At 61.0% G+C, this 20,179-nt stretch carries 12 protein-coding genes; 3 read left to right on the forward strand and 9 right to left on the reverse strand.

Annotated features, from left to right (window positions below):
- Positions 1–355 precede the first annotated feature (355 nt).
- Positions 356–6,667 carry an alpha-2-macroglobulin family protein gene (locus VSP_RS36505; protein WP_009963097.1) on the reverse strand — a complete coding sequence of 2,104 codons (6,312 nt, stop codon included), beginning with the start codon at positions 6,665–6,667 and terminating at the stop codon, positions 356–358.
- A 307-nt stretch (positions 6,668–6,974) separates the two neighbouring features.
- Between VSP_RS36505 and VSP_RS39755 the strand changes: the two genes are divergently transcribed.
- Positions 6,975–7,676, forward strand: coding sequence for a phosphate signaling complex PhoU family protein (locus tag VSP_RS39755; RefSeq protein WP_009963098.1), 702 nt, complete (start codon positions 6,975–6,977; stop codon positions 7,674–7,676).
- Positions 7,677–8,573: 897 nt separating this feature from the next.
- Here VSP_RS39755 and VSP_RS20765 read toward each other — a convergent pair.
- The 3 genes from VSP_RS20765 to VSP_RS20775 form a co-directional block, all read right to left on the reverse strand.
- The gene (locus VSP_RS20765) at positions 8,574–9,491 is read right to left on the reverse strand and encodes a DKNYY domain-containing protein (RefSeq protein WP_009963099.1); all 918 of its coding nucleotides are present in this window, start codon (positions 9,489–9,491) and stop codon (positions 8,574–8,576) included.
- Between the two features lie 277 nt (positions 9,492–9,768).
- Complete coding sequence (locus VSP_RS20770) at positions 9,769–10,338, reverse strand: SRPBCC family protein (RefSeq protein ID WP_044134681.1); 570 nt, start codon at positions 10,336–10,338, stop codon at positions 9,769–9,771.
- Between the two features lie 28 nt (positions 10,339–10,366).
- Positions 10,367–10,696: an ArsR/SmtB family transcription factor gene (locus tag VSP_RS20775; protein ID WP_009963101.1), complete on the reverse strand. Its 330-nt coding sequence runs from the start codon at positions 10,694–10,696 to the stop codon at positions 10,367–10,369.
- 245 nt (positions 10,697–10,941) lie between these two features.
- Here VSP_RS20775 and VSP_RS20780 point away from each other — a divergent pair, with 245 nt between their 5' ends.
- Positions 10,942–12,174, forward strand: a complete 1,233-nt coding sequence (locus tag VSP_RS20780) for a PQQ-binding-like beta-propeller repeat protein (protein ID WP_157210986.1) — start codon at positions 10,942–10,944, stop codon at positions 12,172–12,174.
- A gap of 83 nt (positions 12,175–12,257) precedes the next feature.
- Here the strand turns inward: VSP_RS20780 and clpB are convergent, their stop codons facing one another.
- Positions 12,258–14,834 (reverse strand): ATP-dependent chaperone ClpB, encoded by a 2,577-nt coding sequence (gene clpB, locus VSP_RS20785; RefSeq protein WP_009963105.1) that lies wholly within the window; start codon positions 14,832–14,834, stop codon positions 12,258–12,260.
- Positions 14,835–15,142: 308 nt separating this feature from the next.
- Between clpB and VSP_RS36515 the strand changes: the two genes are divergently transcribed.
- Positions 15,143–15,853, forward strand: a complete 711-nt coding sequence (locus tag VSP_RS36515) for a hypothetical protein (RefSeq protein WP_156346388.1) — start codon at positions 15,143–15,145, stop codon at positions 15,851–15,853.
- A 117-nt stretch (positions 15,854–15,970) separates the two neighbouring features.
- Here the strand turns inward: VSP_RS36515 and VSP_RS36520 are convergent, their stop codons facing one another.
- From VSP_RS36520 to VSP_RS20815, 4 genes are all read right to left on the reverse strand, one after another.
- Positions 15,971–16,801 carry a hypothetical protein gene (locus VSP_RS36520; RefSeq protein WP_009963107.1) on the reverse strand — a complete coding sequence of 277 codons (831 nt, stop codon included), beginning with the start codon at positions 16,799–16,801 and terminating at the stop codon, positions 15,971–15,973.
- Positions 16,802–16,852: 51 nt separating this feature from the next.
- On the reverse strand, positions 16,853–17,641 hold the full coding sequence (locus VSP_RS20805) for an NIPSNAP family protein (protein WP_009963108.1): 789 nt from the start codon (positions 17,639–17,641) through the stop codon (positions 16,853–16,855).
- Positions 17,642–17,756: 115 nt separating this feature from the next.
- Positions 17,757–18,560, reverse strand: a complete 804-nt coding sequence (locus VSP_RS20810; RefSeq protein ID WP_198141205.1) for a carboxylesterase family protein — start codon at positions 18,558–18,560, stop codon at positions 17,757–17,759.
- Positions 18,561–18,617: 57 nt separating this feature from the next.
- Positions 18,618–19,937 (reverse strand): PQQ-binding-like beta-propeller repeat protein, encoded by a 1,320-nt coding sequence (locus VSP_RS20815; RefSeq protein ID WP_009963110.1) that lies wholly within the window; start codon positions 19,935–19,937, stop codon positions 18,618–18,620.
- Positions 19,938–20,179 lie beyond the last annotated feature (242 nt).

The following is a 20,179-nucleotide window of genomic DNA, read 5'->3' on the forward strand; positions in this document are numbered from 1 at the left end:
CATGTGACCCGCTGCCCACCCCACAGGGCCACGCCACCCTTCCGCACTTTCACAAGTGCAGCTACGAGCTTCCGTTGCGCGGCCAGTGAGAGTCAGTCGTGGATGCGTTCGTCAGAACGCGTTCAGGCAGCTTGCCACCCATGACCCGCTGCCCACCCCACAGGGCCACGCCACCCTTCCGCACTTTCACAAGTGCAGCTACGAGCTTCCGTTGCGCGGCCAATGAGAGTCAGTCGTGGATGCGTTCGTCAGACCCCGTTCAGGCAGCTTGCCACCCATGGACCCACTCCCACCCACAGGCCCGCGCCGCCCTCCGCACTTTCACAAGGGCAGCCACGGGCTTCCTCCGTCACTATCACTCTTCCACCACCACACTCCGCTCCTCGGCATTCCCCTTCAGCTCCGGCGCGTACATACCCTCGATCACACTGGGCAGGGCGCTGAACTTCCCGGGAATTTCAGCGCGGAGACGATAGGTCAAAGACTGCTTCCCGCGAGGCAACCTCTCCAGGTAGTGCGTCACCTTTTCATCGCGGAACTCGCGATAGGTGTTCAGCCCCTGGCTCCAGAAGTAGCCGCTCTGCAGATCCACCGCTTCACATCCGGCGGGCTTGAAGTCCTCCAGCATGAGGTACTCGTAGTCGTTCTTGCTCTCCGTGATGAGTTCCACTTCCAGCAGGTCGCCGCTTTTCACGGTGGCCTCAGGTCCCAGGGGTTCGCGGCGATAACGCGACCCCTGCTGCTTGAGAGCCTGGCCATGAGCACCCGACACCAGGTCCTGCGTTTTCTCCGGTACCAGCTTGTAGAGGTTCCGCTGCACCTTCACTTCCAGCCCGGCCGCCCGGAGGTGATCTTCCAGGGTGAAGCAGGCGAGGTAAGCGTTGGCGTACAATGGCCCCGCCCCTTTGCGACGGATCTCAAGCTGGTGTTTGCCAGCGGTGAGCGCCTCACCCTCGATCACGAAGGCGTGGTCGAAGGAGAACAGGTTGTCCTTGTTGATGGGGGCCTCTTTGACCTTCTTGCCATCCAGCCACAGCTCCACCAGCAGGTCAGGGGCGGTCTCACCGGAGGACTTGATGTACTTGGCCAAGGCGCTGATGGCCGCCGCCGTGTCGCGCGTGCTCTTCCAGTAGTTCCCATGCTTTCGATTGTTCAGCAGGTACTTCACCAGACGGGATGCCACAGGATCCTTGCCGTCCTTGATGAGCCGTAGCTTCAGGTACGCTGCCAGGGTCTCGGTCTCGTCGTCATACCAGTACCACCACCGCTGGTCGTTGCCGAAGTCCAGCCACGCGGTCTGGTTCTCCTCATCCTGTTTCTGGAACTGCTCCAGATTGCGGATGATCATGTCCCGACGCTCCGTCTCCTTGACGGTGGCGCAGGCCAGCCCCACGAGGGCCTGCATCGATTTCGAGAGCTTGAGGCGGTCGTTGTAGAGGTGGGTGCGCATGCCTTTATTTCCGCGCTCCCCGGCAACCAGGGCGGCGTGCACCAGGGCGTCTTCATTGTCCGCCTGGAATTTGTGATCCTGCGTCTTCTCCGGCAGGTTCAGGCGGCGCAATTCCTTCTCCTCATGACGTGACAGCCAGTCCAGCCCGCGGCTGAGCATGCCAGCAGGCACCTCTGCACCGGCGGCACGCGCCTGTAGCAGGCCTTCCACCACTTGGGCCGTCAGATGTGCGGTTCCCTGGGCGGCACCGGGCCACCATCCCCACCCGCCGTCGTTCGCCTGCATGGACTCCAGCCGCTCCACCCCGGCAGCGGCCATCTTTTTGACGACTTTCTCGTCGAAGACCGGATCCTGATCGTTCTTGCGATAGCGCCGCCACTGCTGGGCGCGTTTGACGGGATCTCCCAGCTCCTGGGCATTCAAGTTCACGCCCTTGTCCCGAATGGCTTTAAGATCCAGGCCCAGGTCCAGCAGCACCTTCTGGGTGATCACTGTGGGCACAAACCGGTTCAACGTCTGCTCCGTGCAACCATGCGGATAGCTCACGAGGAAAGGCAGGGCATCCACCATGGCGGCGGCCAGGCTGGGGCTGTAGCGCACCTCGAACCGCGTCTGGGCGGGACGGCGCATTTCCGGCACTTCAAAGGTTATGGTCCCCTGCCCCTGATCCGGGCGGATGGCCAGGCTCCAGGCGTCCTGTCGCAACATGCCATGCACATAGACGGGGAATTTCTTCTCCACCGCGTCACTTTCCCCAGCGGCCAGGGCCTTCATGCGGACGGTTGCCTCACCCTCGGCAATCACCTTGACCCGCCAGTCAAACCGGTGCTCGCCACCGGGGGCAATCTCAAACCGTTGCTCGGTGGCCTGCCCCTCCAGCGGAGCGAGCGTCCTGCCATCGAGTTCGAGGACCGCACGCACGTTTTGCTTCTCCTTCAGATCATTGTGCACGATGCCGGAGAGCACCACCTCATCCTTCTCAACAAAGAAGCGCGGGGCCTGCATGCGCACGAGCAGGTCCTTGCGACTGATGACCTCCACCGAGGCCTCGCCCACCTCCGTGTTGGGCCCCAGGACCCAGGCGCGAAGCTTCCAGGTGGTGAGATCATCCGGAAAATGCACCGGAAGACTGACCTTGCCCTGCGCGTCTGTGGTCGCCGCGGCATGCCACACCAGCAAATCGGCGAAGTCCTGGCGAATCATGGGCACGGCCTCGTCCGCTCCACCCGCCGTTTGATTGGCAGCCAGGAGCCCGTCAATGGAGCCGGCCATGGCTTTCGACTTGGCTGCCTCCATGGGCATGGCTGTGGCCGCCATGGGCGCTGCGGCGGGCACAACCGGCGACGCCGCGAAGCTGTCGTAGTCTGCTCTGCCCGAACCGGACCATCCCCTCCCGAACCCGCTTATGCTCCCTCCGCCGGCAAACATTATCCGGCCGAGGTATTGGGTCCCAAACATCCCCACCGGCTCCCAAGTCAACCCATACACGGAGATTCGCGAGTTCACAGTGTTCAGGGAACTCATCCCCGCCACATGGTGATTCCGCTTCCACCCCCAGAAGAAATCGCGCACGTTGGGCACGTTGCTTCCGCCAGAAATGTACTCGAGGGCCTTGTCATACCCGGTCAGGATGACCGGCCCCTGCACCGGGGTGCCATCGGGGTGCTTTACCTGGATCTGTACCGTGCCATCCGCTTGCGGTTTATAAGTCTCTTGTGAAGGGGTGACGCTCACGTCCGCAATCCTTTTACCGGGCGGCACCGGCACCTGCACCACCCGGGTGTGGATCTTGGCTCCATGAACTGTCACCACCTCCAGGAAAAAGTTGGGCTGGTCTTTCGAGCCCACGGGCAGGCTGAAGCGGGTGGACTTCCCCTGGGCCAGCGTAAGCACGCGGGGCTTGAGATAGCCACCATTCTGGGGGCGCTCGAACACCAGGAGGCTGCCGCCTTCCTGGGCGATGTTCACCACGAAGGATGCTTCTTCACCAGGAGCATACTCCGCCTTCTCTGCCACCACCTCCAGATCCGGGAAACGGAAACCTCTGCCGTCGAAGTCCTTTCCTCGCACCGTGGTGTGGGCGGTGCCGCCCACCTGATGCCCTGCGCCATCGTCAAACTCCACCGCCAGCCGGTATTGTCCTGCCTCCGGGAACTGCAGCATCTGCACGGCCGGGTCCCCATCCCTTGCGGCAAGCTCAAACCGGGCCTTCTCTGCCTCCACCGGAGCACCGCCCGGTTCATAGGTGACTGCCAGGACCTTCAGCACCGCCTTGCCGTTCACGGGGCTGCCGTCTGGTGTGCGAGCTTGCACCGAGACGCGAGCCTCCTCGCCGGCTTCATAGTACCCGCGCTGGGTCCACACGTACACCTGGTAGGGCTGGCGCGGGGCCACGACGGAGCCGGAGCCGGAGATCATGCGACGGGATGAGTCCGTCACCTCTGCGGAGATGTTGTACTGGTGATCCTGGTCACCGTGCAGTTCCTTGGCCAGAGCCGTCTCGATCGGGATCTTCACCGTACCATCCGGACCGATGTCCACGGTCGCCTCGGCCACAACCTCCGGCGGATCTGCCCGCACACCCCACCAGGGCGGCCAGATGCGGATGCAACTGGTATAGCCGGGGAGCCACGCGTAGTCATTGTTCCGCCACCAGTAGCCGGGGCCGTAGAGCCAGTCCCATCGCGTGACGGGGAACCACGATGCGTCGTGACGCACACGCTCGACTTTATAGTGCACCTTGGCCTCGCTCACCGCTCCGCCGAAGTAGTACTTGGCCTCCACCGTGGCGGTGAAGGGCTCACCCAGTTGCACCGGTTTTTCCGGTGTCTTCACTTTGACCTCGAACTCCGGCTTCTTGTACTCCTCCACCTGGAAAAAGGCATACCCCGCCATCTGGGTGGAATTGCTGATGCTCACCGAATAGCGTCCCAGAGCCGCCGTCTCCGCAAGGGTGAGGTCCAGGCTCATGGCTCCATTTGCATCCGCGACCACCTGCTGCTCCAGCAGCTTCTCCCCACGAGGGTCATTGATGTGCACCGCAAAGCGCTGATTCGCGAACTCATTGCCGGACTTGCCCTCTTCATAAGTGGCCCGCCGGGCCCAGCCAGCCAGATAGACCTTCTGCCCGGGGCGATACGCAGGACGGTCCGTGGTGATGTAGAGTTTCTGCTGCTGGCCATCGGGATCCTGGCCCCGGTAGTGGCGGTAAAACTGGGAGAAGCCCACCACGGCCTTGCCACCCTCGGGTGACTCAACGCGGAGCATCCAGCTGTAGCGGCTCTCGTCATCCCCTGTGATCAGGAAGTCTCCATCCGTCCCAGTGGTGAAGCGTTGTTCGCGGGTGAACCAAACCTCTTTGGAACGGTTGCCCTCATTGCGATACTCATTGCGGTATCCAAAAGCCACGACGCTGGCCTTCGGCACCGGGCGCCCGGTGGCCGCATCCAGCACAAAGCCGTGGGCTCCACCTGCATTGTACACGGGCTTGGTGAGTACGACCAGGTCCGTCAGGTCCACCACGGTATGCGCCACGCTGCCGCCTTCAAAGGTGGCTTCGAGGAAATAGATGCCTGCCAGGCTCAGTGGAGTCTCAATGCGGATGCGCCGGTCGGCGTGCTTCTCCCGCGGCTCCAGGGCCACCTCCCAGGTGACCGCAGATTCGCCCAGGTACTTCTTTACCTCGGCCTCCCTGATCGGCACGGAGCCGTTGAGAATGGTGGCGAAGGCCTGGTCCAGCCAGGTCCACTGGCTTTGTTCCCGTTCCTTTTTCCCGTTGGCCCGTGCCTTGTATTCCTCCTGCAGGGTATTCAGCAGGGCATCCATCCTCACCGGTCGGGCAGTGAGCTTGACCTGCCGGGCGTTGCGGAAGACCAGGTCCACCTCAGCCTTCTTCCCGGCAGGCTGTGTTTCCTTGACCTCCAGTTTTCCCAGGTTGCTCTCAATCTGGCGCAGCCGGGCCAGGGCCACGCCCTTCACTTCTGGGTCCTCGCCATGGCGCTCGATGATCTCTTTCCACACCGCAGCGGCCAGGTCACGTTGCTGCCTGGTTTCATAGATGCTCGCCAGTAAAATCAACGCCTGTGGGCCACTCGTCGTGCTGCCCGAGCCAAGCTCCCGCAAGATCGCGATAAACCGGTAATCTTCCGGAAGCGTGTGCCGACGGATCCCAGTGGCCAGCCTGGTGATGGTTTCCTCCGGCTTCAACGTGGGCAGATCCACGATGCCCTGGCGCAGCTTGCCCTCTTCCTCACTTGCCTTCTGGATCATCGGCCAGAAGGCAGTCTGCTGTAGGGTACCGACGTCCAACCACCCCTGGATCTCGCTCGCAAAGGCAAATGTCGCCAGGTGGGCTGAGGCCGGATCCGTGTCCGCAGCGAGCTTCAGGAGATAACGCCAGCGTTCCCCGTCATTGGCGGCGGCCTCCCAGGAAGCTGGAATCTTGAAGTAAACGGGATTGCCCGCCGCATCCACCGGGTAGCCGGTGCCACCGGCCGCATATCCCCACCCCCGACCTTTGCCTCTCCCCATCATTTGCCCACGCCCCCCTTCGTTGATTTCCACCTCCGGCAGTTTCTCCAGATCCGTCAGACTTTGGAGCTCCCAAGGTTCCTTGCCTGACAGCACGGCGGCGGCCTCCTCCATCAGGACGCCGACACGCTCCGCTGCCGTCGCCCCCGCATCTTGCAGGGCCAGAGTGGATGCCTTGCGCAACCACATGAGCGCCTGCCCATGGTCACGGTCCGTGCTGTCAGCCCTCTTCCCGGACCAGTTCTGCCGCTGGAATTTGCCATCTATCATACTGCCCTGGTGAGGGCTGCGATCCAGCAATCTGGCAGATAGGGCTAGTACCCGCCAGCTCTGGGGGTGGGCCTTATGCACCCCTTCAAAGAGATCATCCACCCCGGTCCCCGCCGCCCCCAAACTCTGTAGCCCGTTGTAAGCCAGATCGAGCGCGCGCTCCACCTGCTTGTCATCGACGCCTGATTCGGCAAGAGGCTTCTCCAGCAAAGGCTGAAGCAGCTTCATCGCCTCCGCCCCATTGCCCTCACTCAGCAGTTTTTCAGCCCGCGTCAGCAGCTTTTCCGGATCACCGTTGCCTTTGTCGCCGCCTGCCTGGGCCAGGAGATCCAGCGAGATAACGGCGCACAACATCACCAGCGGCACAAAGACCGCGAGGGAGGCGAACCAGGGGAGTTTCACAAAACAGCTTTTCATGAGCAGAGGGAAGACGTGCGAGGACGGGGCACCAGACGGAGGGAGACCGCAGTGCGTTCATACTAGGCCTGACGGAGAAATCGTGGCAATCTTGGAAAATAACCCTGCTATGCGGAAACTTTCCCTGACGTGCCCAGAGCCCACTTTTCTGACAGACCAAGCCAATGTGACGAAAAGTCCACTTTGGCATCAGGGAAGGTGCCCCACAGTGACAGGCTGGTGAGGTTGGGTTCGGTCGTCAGCGGGGGCGAGCTCGGACGCCGGTCTCCATAGGCATCCGCTTCTCTCAACCCCCACCGTTGGTGACATGACCGATCCCTCCCAAGGACACATTTCCAGCCAGTTCAACCGGGACCTCGGCACTCTCCGGGACAACGTCCTAATGATGTCTGCACTCACAGAGCGCAGCCTGGCCAATGCCCAGGCGGGACTCTTTCAAAGGGATGCGGAACGCTGCAATCGCGCCATCGCCGATGACGACGAGATCGACACGCTGGAGCGCGAGCTCAGCGCGGAAGCCATGCGAGTGATCCTGCGCTTTCAACCCGTCGCGCTCGATTTGCGGGTTGTCGTGGCCACCATCAAGATCAGCGTGAACCTGGAGCGGATTGCGGATCACGCCGTCAGCATTGCACGGCGCGCCCGCAAGCTGCTGGACTGGGAGCCCATCCCCCAGATGCCCGCGCTGGCCGCCCTCTTCACCGATTGCTGCAAGTTTCACCACCAGGTGGTGGAGGCCTTTGTGACGCATCACGCCCTTTCGCCCAACTTTTTGGAAATCGCCCACGCCGGCCTGATCCGCCGCGCCCAGGAATACAGCGACACGGTGGCTGCCCGAATGCCCTACGAGCTGGACCAAGCCATCAACGCCTGCATGGAGCTGGTGCACATCGCCAAGTTGCTGGAGCAGATCGTAGGCATCAGTCGTGACATCGGCACCGATACCCAGTTCGCCTTTAATCCCGAGTTCGTGGCGGTGCGTCGGCAGGATGTCGAGGGAATGGAGTGAGGCGGCCATCTCGCCTTGCGCTTGTTCGAGGATACTGGAGGCGGGGGGTCCCAGCCCCGCTGCGCGGGAGACACAAGACTGGAAGACAAAAGACTCAAGACTTGAGTTCTGACCATGTGTGGTCGCTGCGGGCGTAGTCCGATTGTCCCTACAGGCCCACTCACCAAGCCTCCCTTGATCCTCTTCCCGCTCCGCCCACCCATCAGACCGCGGGGCCAGAGACCCCGCCTCCTGTATTCCGCGGTCATGTTGCCTTGCAGCTTGTTTCTGGGCAAAGGAGGCGGGGGTTCCCAGCCCCGCTCACGCTCCACACGTCTCTTGATCCTCTTCCCGCTCCGGCCACCCATCAGACCGCGGAGCCAGAGACCCCGCCTCCTGTATTCCGCGGCCAAGTCACCTTGTAGCTTGTTCCTGGGCAAAGGAGGCGGGGGTTCCCAGCCCCGCTCACGCCCCAATCGTCCCTTGATCCTCTTCCCGCTCCGGCCACCCATCAGACCGCGGGGCCGGAGACCCCGCCTCCTGTATTCCGCGGACAAGTCACCTTGTAGCTTGTTCCTGGGCAAAGGAGGCGGGGTTCCCAGCCCCGCTCACGCCCCAATCGTCCCTTGATCCTCTTCCCGCTCCGGCCACCCATCAGACCGCGGGGCCAGAGACCGCGGGGCCAGAGACCCAGCCTCCTTTATTCCGCGGACAAGTCACCTTGTAACTTGTTCCTGGGCAAAGGAGGCGGGGGTTCCCAGCCCCGCGCGGGAGCGAAGTGGCTAGCGACGAAAACCGGATGGTGCCGTGACCGCCTGCAACGTCAGTCGCAACGCGCCCTGACCGCGCAAACGCGGAACTCCAACCCTGTAGCATCGCTAAAGGCACCTCTCGGCCAGGCGTTTGCCCCCACCGCACTCACTCCTCAAACAAGATCCGGTTCTCCCAGCAGGAGCGGCATTTTTTACCCACCGGGAAGGAGGCGGGGTTTGCACCGGGGATGACGTTGTTCCAATGGTAGGCCCGCACGCCGTCGTGGCTGCAATGACTATTCTCATTGAGAATGACGAAGGTGTCCGGATTGGCTCCTGCGATGAGCTTGCCATCCCAGAAGACCTGCCGGGCATCACGGGTGTACCAGCGGGTCATCACCTGGAAGGTATTGACATCTGCACCAGGTATGGACTTGGTGAGCTGATAGACCCGGCGAGCATCCCGGCTGTAGGCGTGACTCAGCAGGCGAAAGGTCGCCGGATCGGCTCCCTCCACCTTGATCCCATTGGCCAGCACCTGCTGCCGGTCACGGTGATAGGCCACCGCCCCAGAGTGCCCGATGTAGCGAAAGTTCGGCGCATCTTCGGAAATCACATGCCCGCACCAGTAAACACGGCGGCTGTCCTTGCCCGCGAGCTCGTCCAGCAGCTTGAAGTGGGCGGGATCCTTGGAGATGGCGTAGCCCTGGTAGTAAACCTGCTTCGCATCCAGCGCGTAGGTGTTGCGCAGGCGGGTGAAGGTAGCCGGATCAGCACCAGGGATGGGCTTGCCGCAATAATAGACGGCTGCTTTGTCCCGCCCGTAAAACGAGGCTGGCTCGAGGTCGTCCAGCTTCTGGAAGGAAGCCCCATCGCCCCCGGGGATCTCCACAGGACTCGAGATACCGAACCCACCATGATAAAAGACCTTGCCACCCCGCACGTGGTAGCCAGAAGCCGAAAAGCCCGAGGGCTTCCCCTGAGCGCAGCCACCAGAGGTCACCAGGGTGATGGCGGAAGCAAGGGTGACGGACAAAGCGGCGGCGGAACGCAAAAAGGGGAGTTGGAGCGTGCGAGGCGACATGTGAGGCGGGGCGAGGTATTTGCAGTTTTAATGTCTCTCGCGGTTTCATTGTGACAGGAAATGGTCTGTCATGCTGTCATAGTCAGGGCGAGCACGGCCCAAAAAAGTTGGCTCCATGACCACCCGCGCGCCCGCCCCCCTGGGGAAGCTCCTCCACTCTCAAGGGATCCCCGCCTCCCTTCCGTGGCCGCAAACAGGGTGGAGCACCGCGTTTACGCGGCTTACTTCACAAGCTACCCACAGCGCACCCCTTTCCTGACACCCCCGGCTGCGCGCCTCAGCACTCCGGCAACCGCTCGTCATACTCCTTCATCAACCGCTCGTGCTCCGGCCAGAACGGTCCGAGCTCGCGGTTCTCCAGCAGATCCATCAGCAGTCCTACGTGGGTGTGCCAACCAGCCGCGACGGAGACTTTGTTCTCTTTATGAAGGAGCCGCCGATGCGTCAGGACCAGCCGGACGGACTCCCCTTCTGGACTGAGTTCGAAGGTGACCTCGGACATCCCCTCACAGAACTCCCACTCGAACACCAACAGTGTCGGCGGCGTGCAGCGGATCACCTTCCCGGGAGCGGGCTCCATATCCTGGGTGCTCCGGTAGTTCTCCGGCACCTCTTCTCCGGGCTGACTGAGTTCCCGATGTCGGAACTGAAGTTCCATGTAACCGCCATTGCGCTGCTCCATCTGACCGCCCGCGAACCATTTCCGGCGTTTCTCCGGTTCCACCAAGTAGCTCCAGACTCGCTCGATGGGGCCGGGTAGCAGACGCTCCAGCTGCAAGGTGCCGGGTTCTAGAGGGACGCCGTAAGACTGATTTACCGACTGGGTATTTGGCAGGATAGCACTCATAATCATCCAGGGGGGTTATGTTTTTACGTTATTGTCGTGATTCAATCTGACTGGGTTCCTCGGGCTTGAGCAGCTCTGCCTCTAGAGCGTCCAAGCTGCGATTCCAGAAGCGCTTCATATGGGCGAGCCAGGTTTCGATCTCGCGGATGCCTGCGGGGTCGAGCCCGTGGATTCGGCGTTGGCCTTCGACACGAACGGTCACCAAGTGCGCCGTCCGCAACACTTTCAAGTGTTGGGAGATGGCTGGGGCGCTCATGTCAAAGTGAGAACAGATGGCACCGGCGGTGAGTTCCCCTTCCGACAGGATCTCGACAATGCGGCGCCTCGTGGGGTCGGCCAGAGCTTCTATCGGGTTCATGGGCTCTTTATGAAGCAGTCACTTAATTAAGTCAATGCCTAAATAAGCATGTTCGCAGACCTTCCTCGACGGCCAGTCGGATCAAACCCGGGCTTCGTAGAAGGATTGACTCCTTGAACATCGCCCCTCTCACTTCCATGCCCCCCTACTCTCACATCGCCCGCCGAATGACAGCGGCCACCACCCTGGCTTGCGCGTGTTTCAGCCTCACCTCCCTGTCACTTGCAGATGACTGGCCCCAGTGGATGGGCCCCAAGCGCGACGGCCATTGGCGGGAGAACGGCCTGTTGGAAAAGTTCCCTGAAGGCGGTCCCAAGATTCTCTGGCGCGCCCCGATCAGCGGCGGCTACAGCGGCCCCTCCGTGGCGGGCGGCAGCGTGTTCGTGATGGATTACGTGCGCAGCGACGGTGACCCAGCCCCGAGCGCGGGAGCCAGGCAGAACCTCTCCGGCAAGGAGCGGGTGCTGTGTTTTGACGCCGCTACTGGCAAACAGAAATGGGTGGTCGAGTACGATTGCCCCTACTCGGTGAGCTACCCAGTGGGCCCCCGCTGCACCGTGACCGTCGATGGCGATCGCGCCTACGCCCTGGGCGCAATGGGGAACCTCCACTGTATTCACGTAGAAACCGGGAAAATCATCTGGTCCAAGGACTTCCCCAAAGACTACGGTGCCGAGGCTCCCTTTTGGGGTTACTCCAGCCATCCAATGGTCGTGGATGATCTGGTGATCACCCTGCTGGGCACTCAAAAGGGAGTGGTCGTGGCCTTCAACAAGCGGACCGGGACCGAAGTCTGGAGATCGCTCGAAGCCACTGCGCCAGGGTACTCGCCAGTGAATCTGACCCGAGCCGGCGGGGTGGATCAACTCATCGTGTGGCACGCAGATGCGCTCAACGGCATTAATCCAAAAACGGGAAAACCCTATTGGCAGGTTCCTCTGAAGCCGATGTACGCGATGAGCATCATGATGCCACTTATTCACAATGACCTCGTTTTTGCTGGTGGCATTATGGGGATCAGCGCGACCGTGAAACTGGATGCTCACACTCCTACCGCCGCTCTCCATTGGGAAGGCAAGCCGAACAATTCCCTAGGCCCCAAGAACAGCACGCCGGTGGTTGTGGATAACTTGATGTACGGCTTTGACCGCGACGGCGACCTGCGGTGCGTGGACTTACTCACAGGCCGCAGATTGTGGACAACTACCGACCCAGTGGGCGGAAGGAGTCAAAATAGCAGCACCGCTTTTCTCATAAAAACCAACATTAACTTCATAATTTTCAATGAAATGGGTGAGCTAATTACGGCTAAACTAGATCGAGAAGGTTATTCACAAATCTCAAAGGCGAAGGTCCTAGAGCCAACAACCCCTCACGCCAACCGAAAGGTGATCTGGAGCTGTCCTGCTTTCGCTCACCGCTGCGTCTATGTGCGTAACGATGAGGAATTGATCTGTGTTTCCCTCGCCGCTGAATAGCGCCAAGAACGTAAAAAGACCCGGTCCTCCGGGAGTTGCTCCCACGGGGTACCGGGTCTTTAGTTGCTCACTTATTCACATCTTCACTTCTTGGCGAACTGGATCCCGGTGCCCTCCAGTCGGGCCTCAATGACTTCGCCATCGACGAACTTCCCGTCCAGCATGTCGAGCGAGAGCGGGTCCAGTACCAGCCTCTGGATAGCCCTCTTGAGCGGGCGTGCTCCGAAGACGGGGTCGTAGCCTTCGTCGGCAATCTTCCGCACCGCCTCGTCCGTGAGGACCAGGCCGATGTTTTGCTTCGCCAGGCGGCTGACCACCCGCTGGAGCTGCACCTTGACGATGGCGCTGAGATCGCGGGCATCGAGCCGGTCGAAGATGATGACCTCATCAATGCGGTTCAGGAACTCCGGACGGAAGAACTGGCGCAAGGCATCCCGAACGAGAGCCTCCCGCTGCTCGGGATTGGCCTCTTCCTGGATGGCATGGCTGCCGATGTTGCTGGTCATGATGATGACCGTGTTCCGGAAGTCCACCGTCCTCCCCTGCCCGTCCGTGATCCGCCCGTCATCCAGCACCTGGAGGAGGGAGTTGAACACATCCGGGTGGGCCTTCTCCACTTCGTCAAAGAGGACCACACTATAGGGTCGGCGGCGCACCGCCTCCGTGAGCTGCCCCCCCTCTTCATAGCCGACATAGCCGGGAGGTGCCCCGATGAGTCGGGCCACGCTGTGCTTCTCCATGTACTCGCTCATGTCGATGCGGGTCATGGCGTTCTCATCGTCAAAGAGGAACTCGGCCAGAGCCTTGCTCAGCTCCGTCTTCCCCACCCCGGTAGGTCCGAGGAAGAGGAAGCTGCCAATGGGGCGGTTCTCATCCTGGAGGCCGGCCCGGGCGCGCCGGACTGCATTCGAGACCGCCTTGATGGCGTTCTTCTGCCCGATGACGCGATTGGCCAGACGGTCCTCCATGTGGGTGAGCTTCGACCGCTCCCCTTCCTGAAGACGGCTCACGGGGATCCCAGTCCAGGTGGCGACCACCTTGGCGATGTCGTCCTCAGTCACCTCTTCCCGCAGCAACTGCCCTTTGGCAGTCCCCTGGGCATGGGCCTGGGTCGCCTCCTGGAGCTTCTTCTCCAGGTCGGGGATAAGGCCGTACTGGATCTCCCCGGCGCGGGCAAAGTCGCCGCGACGCTGGGCTTGCTCCTGCTCAGTGCGGAGGCGGTCAATCTCCTCCTTCACCTTGCGGCTGGCCTGCACGACTTCCTTCTCCTTCTGCCACTGAAGCTTCAGGCCGGAGCCCTTCTCTTTCAGGTCGGCAATTTCCTTTTCCAGCTTTTCCAGACGGGCACGGCTGGCGGGATCGGTCTCCTTCTTGAGGGCCTGCCGCTCCATCTCCCGCTGCATGACATCACGCTCGATGACGTCGATCTCCGTGGGCATGGAGTCGAGCTCAATCTTCAGCCTACTGGCAGCCTCGTCCACCAGGTCCACCGCCTTGTCCGGCAGGAACCGATCACTGATGTACCGGTGGCTCAGAGTGGCCGCCGCCACGATGGCGCTGTCTTGAATGCGCACGCCATGGTGCACTTCATAGCGTTCCTTCAGGCCTCGCAGGATGGCGATGGTGTCCTCGACACTGGGCTCTCCCACGTACACCGGCTGGAAGCGGCGCTCGAGAGCGGCGTCCTTTTCAATGTACTTGCGATACTCGTCCAGGGTGGTCGCCCCAACGCAGCGCAACTCTCCACGAGCGAGTTGCGGCTTGAGCAGGTTGCTGGCGTCCACGGCACCTTCACTCGCGCCTGCTCCCACAATGGTGTGGAGCTCATCGATGAAGAGGATGATCTCGCCTTCGCTGGAAGTGACTTCTTTAAGGAAGGCCTTGAGGCGCTCTTCGAACTCACCACGATACTTGGCCCCGGCCAGCATCCCGCCCAGGTCCATGCTGATGACGCGCTTGTTCTTCAGGGAGTCGGGCACGTCACCCGCGACGATGCGGCGGGCCAATCCCTCCACAATCGCGGTCTTGCCCACCCCGGGCTCGCCAATCAGGACGGGGTTGTTCTTGCTGCGGCGCGAGAGCACCTGCATGACACGGCGAATCTCGTCGTCACGGCCGATCACGGGATCGATCTTCCCCTGCCGCGCACGGGCGGTCAGGTCCGTACCGTATTTTTCCAGCGTCTGATACTTCCCTTCCGGGTCCTGGTCAGTCACCCGCTGGGCGCCACGCACGGAAGTGAGGGCCTGCAGCAGGGTCTCGTACTTCAGCCCGGCCTGCTTCAGCACGCCTTCGATATCGGTGCGCGTCTTGAAGAGGGCGAGGAGGAAGTGCTCCACGCTCAGGTACTCGTCCTTGAGCGTCTTTTGCTCCTTTTCGGCATTGGCCAGCGTCTCACGGAGATCGCCGGAGAGCCGGTCGGCCCCGCCGCCGCCAGAGATCCGGGGCTGCTTGGCCAGGAAAGCTTCCACAGCAGACTGGAGAGCAGCCGCGTTGGCACCCACCTTGTCCACCAAGGGCTTGGTGATGCCGCCGTCCTGCTCCAGCAGGGTCAGCAGCATGTGAGAGGGTTTCACCTCCGCGTGGCCATAGCGGGTCGCAAGGGATTGCGACGAGGCCAGGGCTTCTTGAAGTTTAACAGTGATTCGTTCCGGGTTCATAAGTTGTTGAGGAGCTTGCGAAAGTTGTTTCTACAATGAGTACGCATAAACCAGCCCAACCTATGCTGATTGGCCTATCCTTCAGAGAATGAGCTTCATAGCAGATAAATGCGAGCCAACGGGCTGCGAGCCATTTGAGCCAATTCGTCTCATTAAGCAATTCTCGGCTCTATTTGATTTGCGCCATATAGACACACTTGATATCCAATCGGAAAGAAAGTGCACTCCTTCATAGGAGAAATCGACACTCCCCACCTGATTCGGCGAGTGAAAATGCCAAAAAAATGCGTTTCATCCGCTCCATCACCATGCCGACGAGATGCCTTTCCTTCTGGACCGTAGCCTGCCTGCTCATCACGGGGTGCCGAGGAGTCGCCATGGGCGAGGAGATCAAAGACGTGGCTGGATGGAAAGTCCATGTGCAACCAGAACTCATGGAGCGGCATCCGGTCGAGACGGCGAAGGCGCTGAGTTTGCTGAAGCTTCAACTGACGGAGATTGATCGAAAGCTACCCGCCCCTGTGGTTGAGCGACTGCGCGACGTGCCGCTTTGGTTTTCGGTCGGATATGCAGGAGTGGTGCCTCGGGCTGAGTACCACCCCAATGCCGCGTGGCTGAAGAACAACGGCCGCGAGGTTGCCATGGCCAAGGGCATTGAGTTTTCCAACATCCTCAAGTTCGAGGAGGAGATGGATCGCATGCCCAACTTCGCCCTGCATGAGCTGGCCCATGCTTATCATGATCTGGTCCTGGGGTTTGATCAGCCGGAGATCCTGGCCGCCTTTGAGCGGGCCAAGGCGGCGGGTCTGTACGACCGGGTGGAGATGCGCCCCGGCAAGGAGCGGCCCCGGATTGTCCGGAAGGCGTATGCCCTGACAGATCACAAGGAGTTCTTCGCCGAGTGCAGTGAGGCGTATTGGAGCCGGAATGATTTTTACCCGTATGACCGCCCGGAGCTGGAGAAGTATGATCCGGAGACAGCTCGGCTGATGGGGAAATGGTGGGGCGGCGTGAAGTGAGGTGGGTGGGCGGGGCGGTCAGAAGATCTGCGCATTTGTTATTCTGTCGCTCCGCTGCCCGAGCCGGACGGCACGTCCGGACTACTCCCGGGAAAACGCAGAGGGGGGCATTCCCACTCAATCTCCCACCGGCACCGCAAACACACCTGCCGCCGCTTTCACGGAGATCTTCTGATTGCCCGCATAGGCCCGCGCGGCCGCAGCCTTCACTTCAGCATCGGATTTCCCGTCGAAGACCACCTCAAGCGCATCCCGCAGGATGAACGCGCCGGGATACATGAGCTGCGTGGTGGTCAGGGCCATGGGGGTCCCAAGTTTCGGGAAATACTTCTGCCCAATACAGCAGAGCACAAGCGCCCGGCGAGACGTCGCGGCCGACGCTCCTGCGGGAACTTCCGGCCAGTTTACCTCGAACTCCATCAGGCCGTTGTGGCCGATGTAGGCCAGCCAGCGGGCCTGTGACCCGATTGGCAGCGCGACCTCCGCACCATCCGATCCTTTCACCTGGATGGACTCCGCCGCCCCGGTCGCCCCAGCGGCATTCACAAACGCTTGCAAACACGGCTTGATCTCACGACCACGCCAGGCATCGGCGACCAAATAAACGTCTTTCCGGGTGGCGTGGCGGAAGACCACCCGCTCCAGCACCTCGGCGCGGGGCGATGCCACCGCAGGCAGGGCCTTCCAGGACTTGCTCGCCCGGAAGCAGGACTTCAACCCATCGGAACAGCCCCAGTAGAGATTGGCGTCTGGCTTGTCGCCGTCGCCAATCTTGGCTGGCACAGGGATGATTCCCTGGGAGGCGTTGTCGCAAAGGGCCACGTACACGTGAACCACCTGCACCTCAGCCCCTCTGGCTGCCGGAGCCGACATCATGCCGGCTCCGGTCAACGCCATGCCCACAAGAAACAACTTCATCACCACAGCGGTCATGGCATTGGTTTTCATGTCTGGCGTCTTCTGTCTTCAAGTCTTGTGTCTCCCGCGAAGCGGGCGGGCCTACTTGATCTTGGAGAAGTCCACGGGCTTCATGTACACTGACTTCACGCCCTCGGGCTGGGGAACGGTAAGAGAGCCGTTCTTCTCGCTCTCCCCTTTGGCAGCGATCCACACCGGATCCGCGCGGAAGGCACCGAAAGAAGCGAGGCCGGCCTCTTTGCTCTTGTGGGCAAGGATGTAGATGAGCTTGTTATTATGCCCCTGCTCCGCATCGATCGGCGTCCAGTAGCACAGGTTGGTCATGCCGTGCTTCTCAAAAAGCTTGCAGGTGTGGTTGGTAAACCGCGCATGCAGTTCCGGCAGCTTGCCTTCATTGGTGGTGTAGGTGCGCAGTTCAAACACCCGCTCCGGATCGCTGGCGGAGACCTTGAGTTCAGGAGAAAACTCCGTGCGGGTCATGAAGATGGATTCCGGCGGCTTGGCCAGGATCTTGCCGTTGGCCTCGCTGGCCTCCCGGACCTGCTTCCACTCGGGGTCAGCACCGAAGGCCTTGAAGGATTCCTTGGCGGCCTCGCGGCTCTTGTGCTCCAGCACATAGATGAGCGTGTTGTCCGCTCCGTTCTCCTTGTCCACCGGCACCCAGTAGCCAAGATTGGTCATCCCGTGTTTTTCAAAGAGCTTGCAGGTGTGATCGCGAAAGCGCTTCAACAGGTCGGGCAGCTTGCCTTCATTGGTGGTGTAGATGCGCATTTCATACACGGGCTCGGGCTCGGCGGCCTTCGCCGTCGTCGCACCCATTGTTGTCGCCATGGCCAGCCCAACGGCGGCTGCTTGCAAAAGTGATTTCATAGTAGGTTTGGATATCGAAACTCGATTCTGTTGATTCTGTGAATTCTGTCTAAAAAAACTCCGTCTCTGTGCTCCCGGTGCCTCTGTGGTTGTTTCAAGGTACTCTTCTCTCACCTCACTTTGCCACCACCCCGCGCTTCTGCTGGAAGAGCCAGTCCCACATCTCCTGGCTGTCATAGGTGACCGTCCAGGAATCGTGTTGCAGGTTGGGATACATGGTGAGTTTCACTGGCGCGCCCAGCTTGCTCAAGGAGTTGTAGATTCGCTGGGAATTGCCTGGTTCAACCACAGGGTCTTTTGCCCCGTGGAAAACCCAGATGGGCAGGTTCTTGATCTTCTGCGCCATCACAGACTTCACCCCCGCACCTCCACAGATGGGCACCGCGGCGGCGAAAAAGTCCGGGTAGGCGAAGACTGTGTCCCACGTGCCAAAGCCTCCCATGCTGATGCCGGTGAGGTAGATCCGATCCATATCCACCGGATGGCTGGCCACGACACTGTCGGTCAGGGCCTTGACGCCATAGGGATTCCATACATCTCCAGCAGGCACCTGCGGGCTCACCACGATGGCAGGGATCTTTTTCCCATTGGCGACGAGCTTGGGCGGACCGTGCTTCTGCAAACGGCGCAGGTCATCGCCCCGCTCCCCTGCCCCATGCAGAAAGACCACCAGGGGCCACTTCTTGGCGGGGTCTTTACCAAAGTCTTCCGGAAGGGAGATCAGGTACTTGTAGCCGACCTTGATGTTCACCTCCCCTTCGAAGGTCTTGGACTCCAGAGCGGGTGAGAGCACCTTGGGGAAATCATCGTCGGCTTGAGCGGAGGCGTCTTGAGACATGAAGGTAGTGGCTGCGACAACGGACATGGCGAGGGCGAGCAACGGCAAAGTTCGGCGGGATCGCAGAGAGGATGGGTTCATGGTGATAATGTGAAAGTTTACACGAGGCAGTACGAGCACAAAACGGCTTCGGGACGGCTATCTGCGGTCTGCGACTCCGCTCTTGCGTTCACCCACACAGATCAGGGACTTGTCGCCGCGGATGAACAACTGCCCCTCACTCAGGGCGGGTGAGGCAAAGACCTTCTCCCCCACGTTGCTCTCGGCCACCAGTTGGTAGCTCTCGGCTGGTTTGACGACGCGCAGTTGACCGGGGTCATTGATGAAATAGATCCGCCCTTCCGCACTCACCGGGGAGGCATGATGCTCACGAACTCTCTCCTCCCACACGATGCGCCCGGACTTGGCTTCAAAGCAATGAGCCACGCCGGAATCCGAGACCACCAGGCAGTAGTCGCCTTCTGAGATGGGCGACGGCACGTAGGAGACACCCTTGTTGGTGCGCCAGGCGATGTGGGTCTCCGTCACATTCCCTTTCCCGTCTGGGCGGATGGCCAGGATGTGTTTCTCCGGGAACCCGCCGGTGAGGAAGAGGTAGCCGGACTTCTCGTTGTACACCAGAGAGGCAACGAACTGCTCCGTGGGCCCATCCATCATCCAGATGAGGCTGCCATCATCGGGATTGTAGCTGGTCACGCACTTGGTTCCGCTGAGGACCATCTGCGTGCGCCCCGCCAGCTCACGGATGATGGGAACCACGTAGCTGCGGGTGTTGTTGGGGCGCTGGATGCGCCAGAGTTCCCGCCCATCTTCCCGGGCCAGGGCCACGATGTATCCATCTCCGTCGTGGTCGCAGTTCACGATGACCTTGTCTTTATAGACGATGGGAGAGCTGCAGAAGCCATGCTTGCTGGAGAAGAGGCCGGGGCGCACCTGCCAGATCTGTTTTCCGCTGAAGTCATGGGCCGAGACCACCACGGTGCCTTTGGCCACCTCGCCTTTGGGGATCTCTTTGCCGTCATTGGCTTTGCGGGTTTCATCGGTCGGCGTGTTGTCTAGAAAGGCCGTGAAGACTTTCTCTCCATCGGTCGCTGGCGTGCTGGAGGCACAGCTGTTCAGGCGATGGGTGGACTCGAGGGGCGCGTTGATCACCGGCACCTGCCAGAGAATTTTGCCCGTCGCCCGGTCCAGGCAGATGAGAAGGCGCTGCTCGCCCTCTGCCACGGCCGCGACGGTAAAGAGCCGGTCCCCCCAGACAATGGGCGAGGCATGCCCGGCACCGGGGAGTTCTATCTTCCAGCGGATGCTGCTGTCCTGGACCTCCGTAGGGAAGCCACTGTCTGCGCTTGTCCCATCCAGCCGGGGGCCCCGCCATTGGGGCCAGTTCTCCGCGTGAGCCAGAGGCACCGTCATCATGGTGGCAGCACCGGCGAGGAGGTAAAACTTGAGGAAGGTCATGTGAGCGGCAAGGCAGTGGTGATGAATGCGGTGGGCGACCTGTCCACAACGCCCGTGCCACGGGCCGACTTTCGCCCAAGCCAGCCGCGTGGAGCATTTACACCGATTACATGAACTATGGCGATTCCAGCACAGACAGCCTGAATATTCAACAAGGTGGTACCTGATGGGCAAATCTTCATGACTGGGAGGTTGAATGCACGACCTTGCTCCCCAAGATAGACCTTCCCCTCTTTTACCCC

The organism is Verrucomicrobium spinosum DSM 4136 = JCM 18804 (assembly GCF_000172155.1).
GTDB lineage: Bacteria > Verrucomicrobiota > Verrucomicrobiia > Verrucomicrobiales > Verrucomicrobiaceae > Verrucomicrobium > Verrucomicrobium spinosum.

Excerpts from the sequence above, each read along its gene's own strand:
- VSP_RS36505 (WP_009963097.1), bottom strand. The coding sequence starts at position 6,667 with ATGAAAAGCTGTTTTGTGAAACTCCCCTGGTTCGCCTCCCTCGCGGTC.
- VSP_RS39755 (WP_009963098.1), top strand. The coding sequence starts at position 6,975 with ATGACCGATCCCTCCCAAGGACACATTTCCAGCCAGTTCAACCGGGAC.
- VSP_RS20765 (WP_009963099.1), bottom strand. The coding sequence starts at position 9,491 with ATGTCGCCTCGCACGCTCCAACTCCCCTTTTTGCGTTCCGCCGCCGCT.
- VSP_RS20770 (WP_044134681.1), bottom strand. The coding sequence starts at position 10,338 with ATGAGTGCTATCCTGCCAAATACCCAGTCGGTAAATCAGTCTTACGGC.
- VSP_RS20775 (WP_009963101.1), bottom strand. The coding sequence starts at position 10,696 with ATGAACCCGATAGAAGCTCTGGCCGACCCCACGAGGCGCCGCATTGTC.
- VSP_RS20780 (WP_157210986.1), top strand. The coding sequence starts at position 10,942 with ATGGGCCCCAAGCGCGACGGCCATTGGCGGGAGAACGGCCTGTTGGAA.
- clpB (WP_009963105.1), bottom strand. The coding sequence starts at position 14,834 with ATGAACCCGGAACGAATCACTGTTAAACTTCAAGAAGCCCTGGCCTCG.
- VSP_RS36515 (WP_156346388.1), top strand. The coding sequence starts at position 15,143 with ATGCCGACGAGATGCCTTTCCTTCTGGACCGTAGCCTGCCTGCTCATC.
- VSP_RS36520 (WP_009963107.1), bottom strand. The coding sequence starts at position 16,801 with ATGAAAACCAATGCCATGACCGCTGTGGTGATGAAGTTGTTTCTTGTG.
- VSP_RS20805 (WP_009963108.1), bottom strand. The coding sequence starts at position 17,641 with ATGAAATCACTTTTGCAAGCAGCCGCCGTTGGGCTGGCCATGGCGACA.
- VSP_RS20810 (WP_198141205.1), bottom strand. The coding sequence starts at position 18,560 with ATGAACCCATCCTCTCTGCGATCCCGCCGAACTTTGCCGTTGCTCGCC.
- VSP_RS20815 (WP_009963110.1), bottom strand. The coding sequence starts at position 19,937 with ATGACCTTCCTCAAGTTTTACCTCCTCGCCGGTGCTGCCACCATGATG.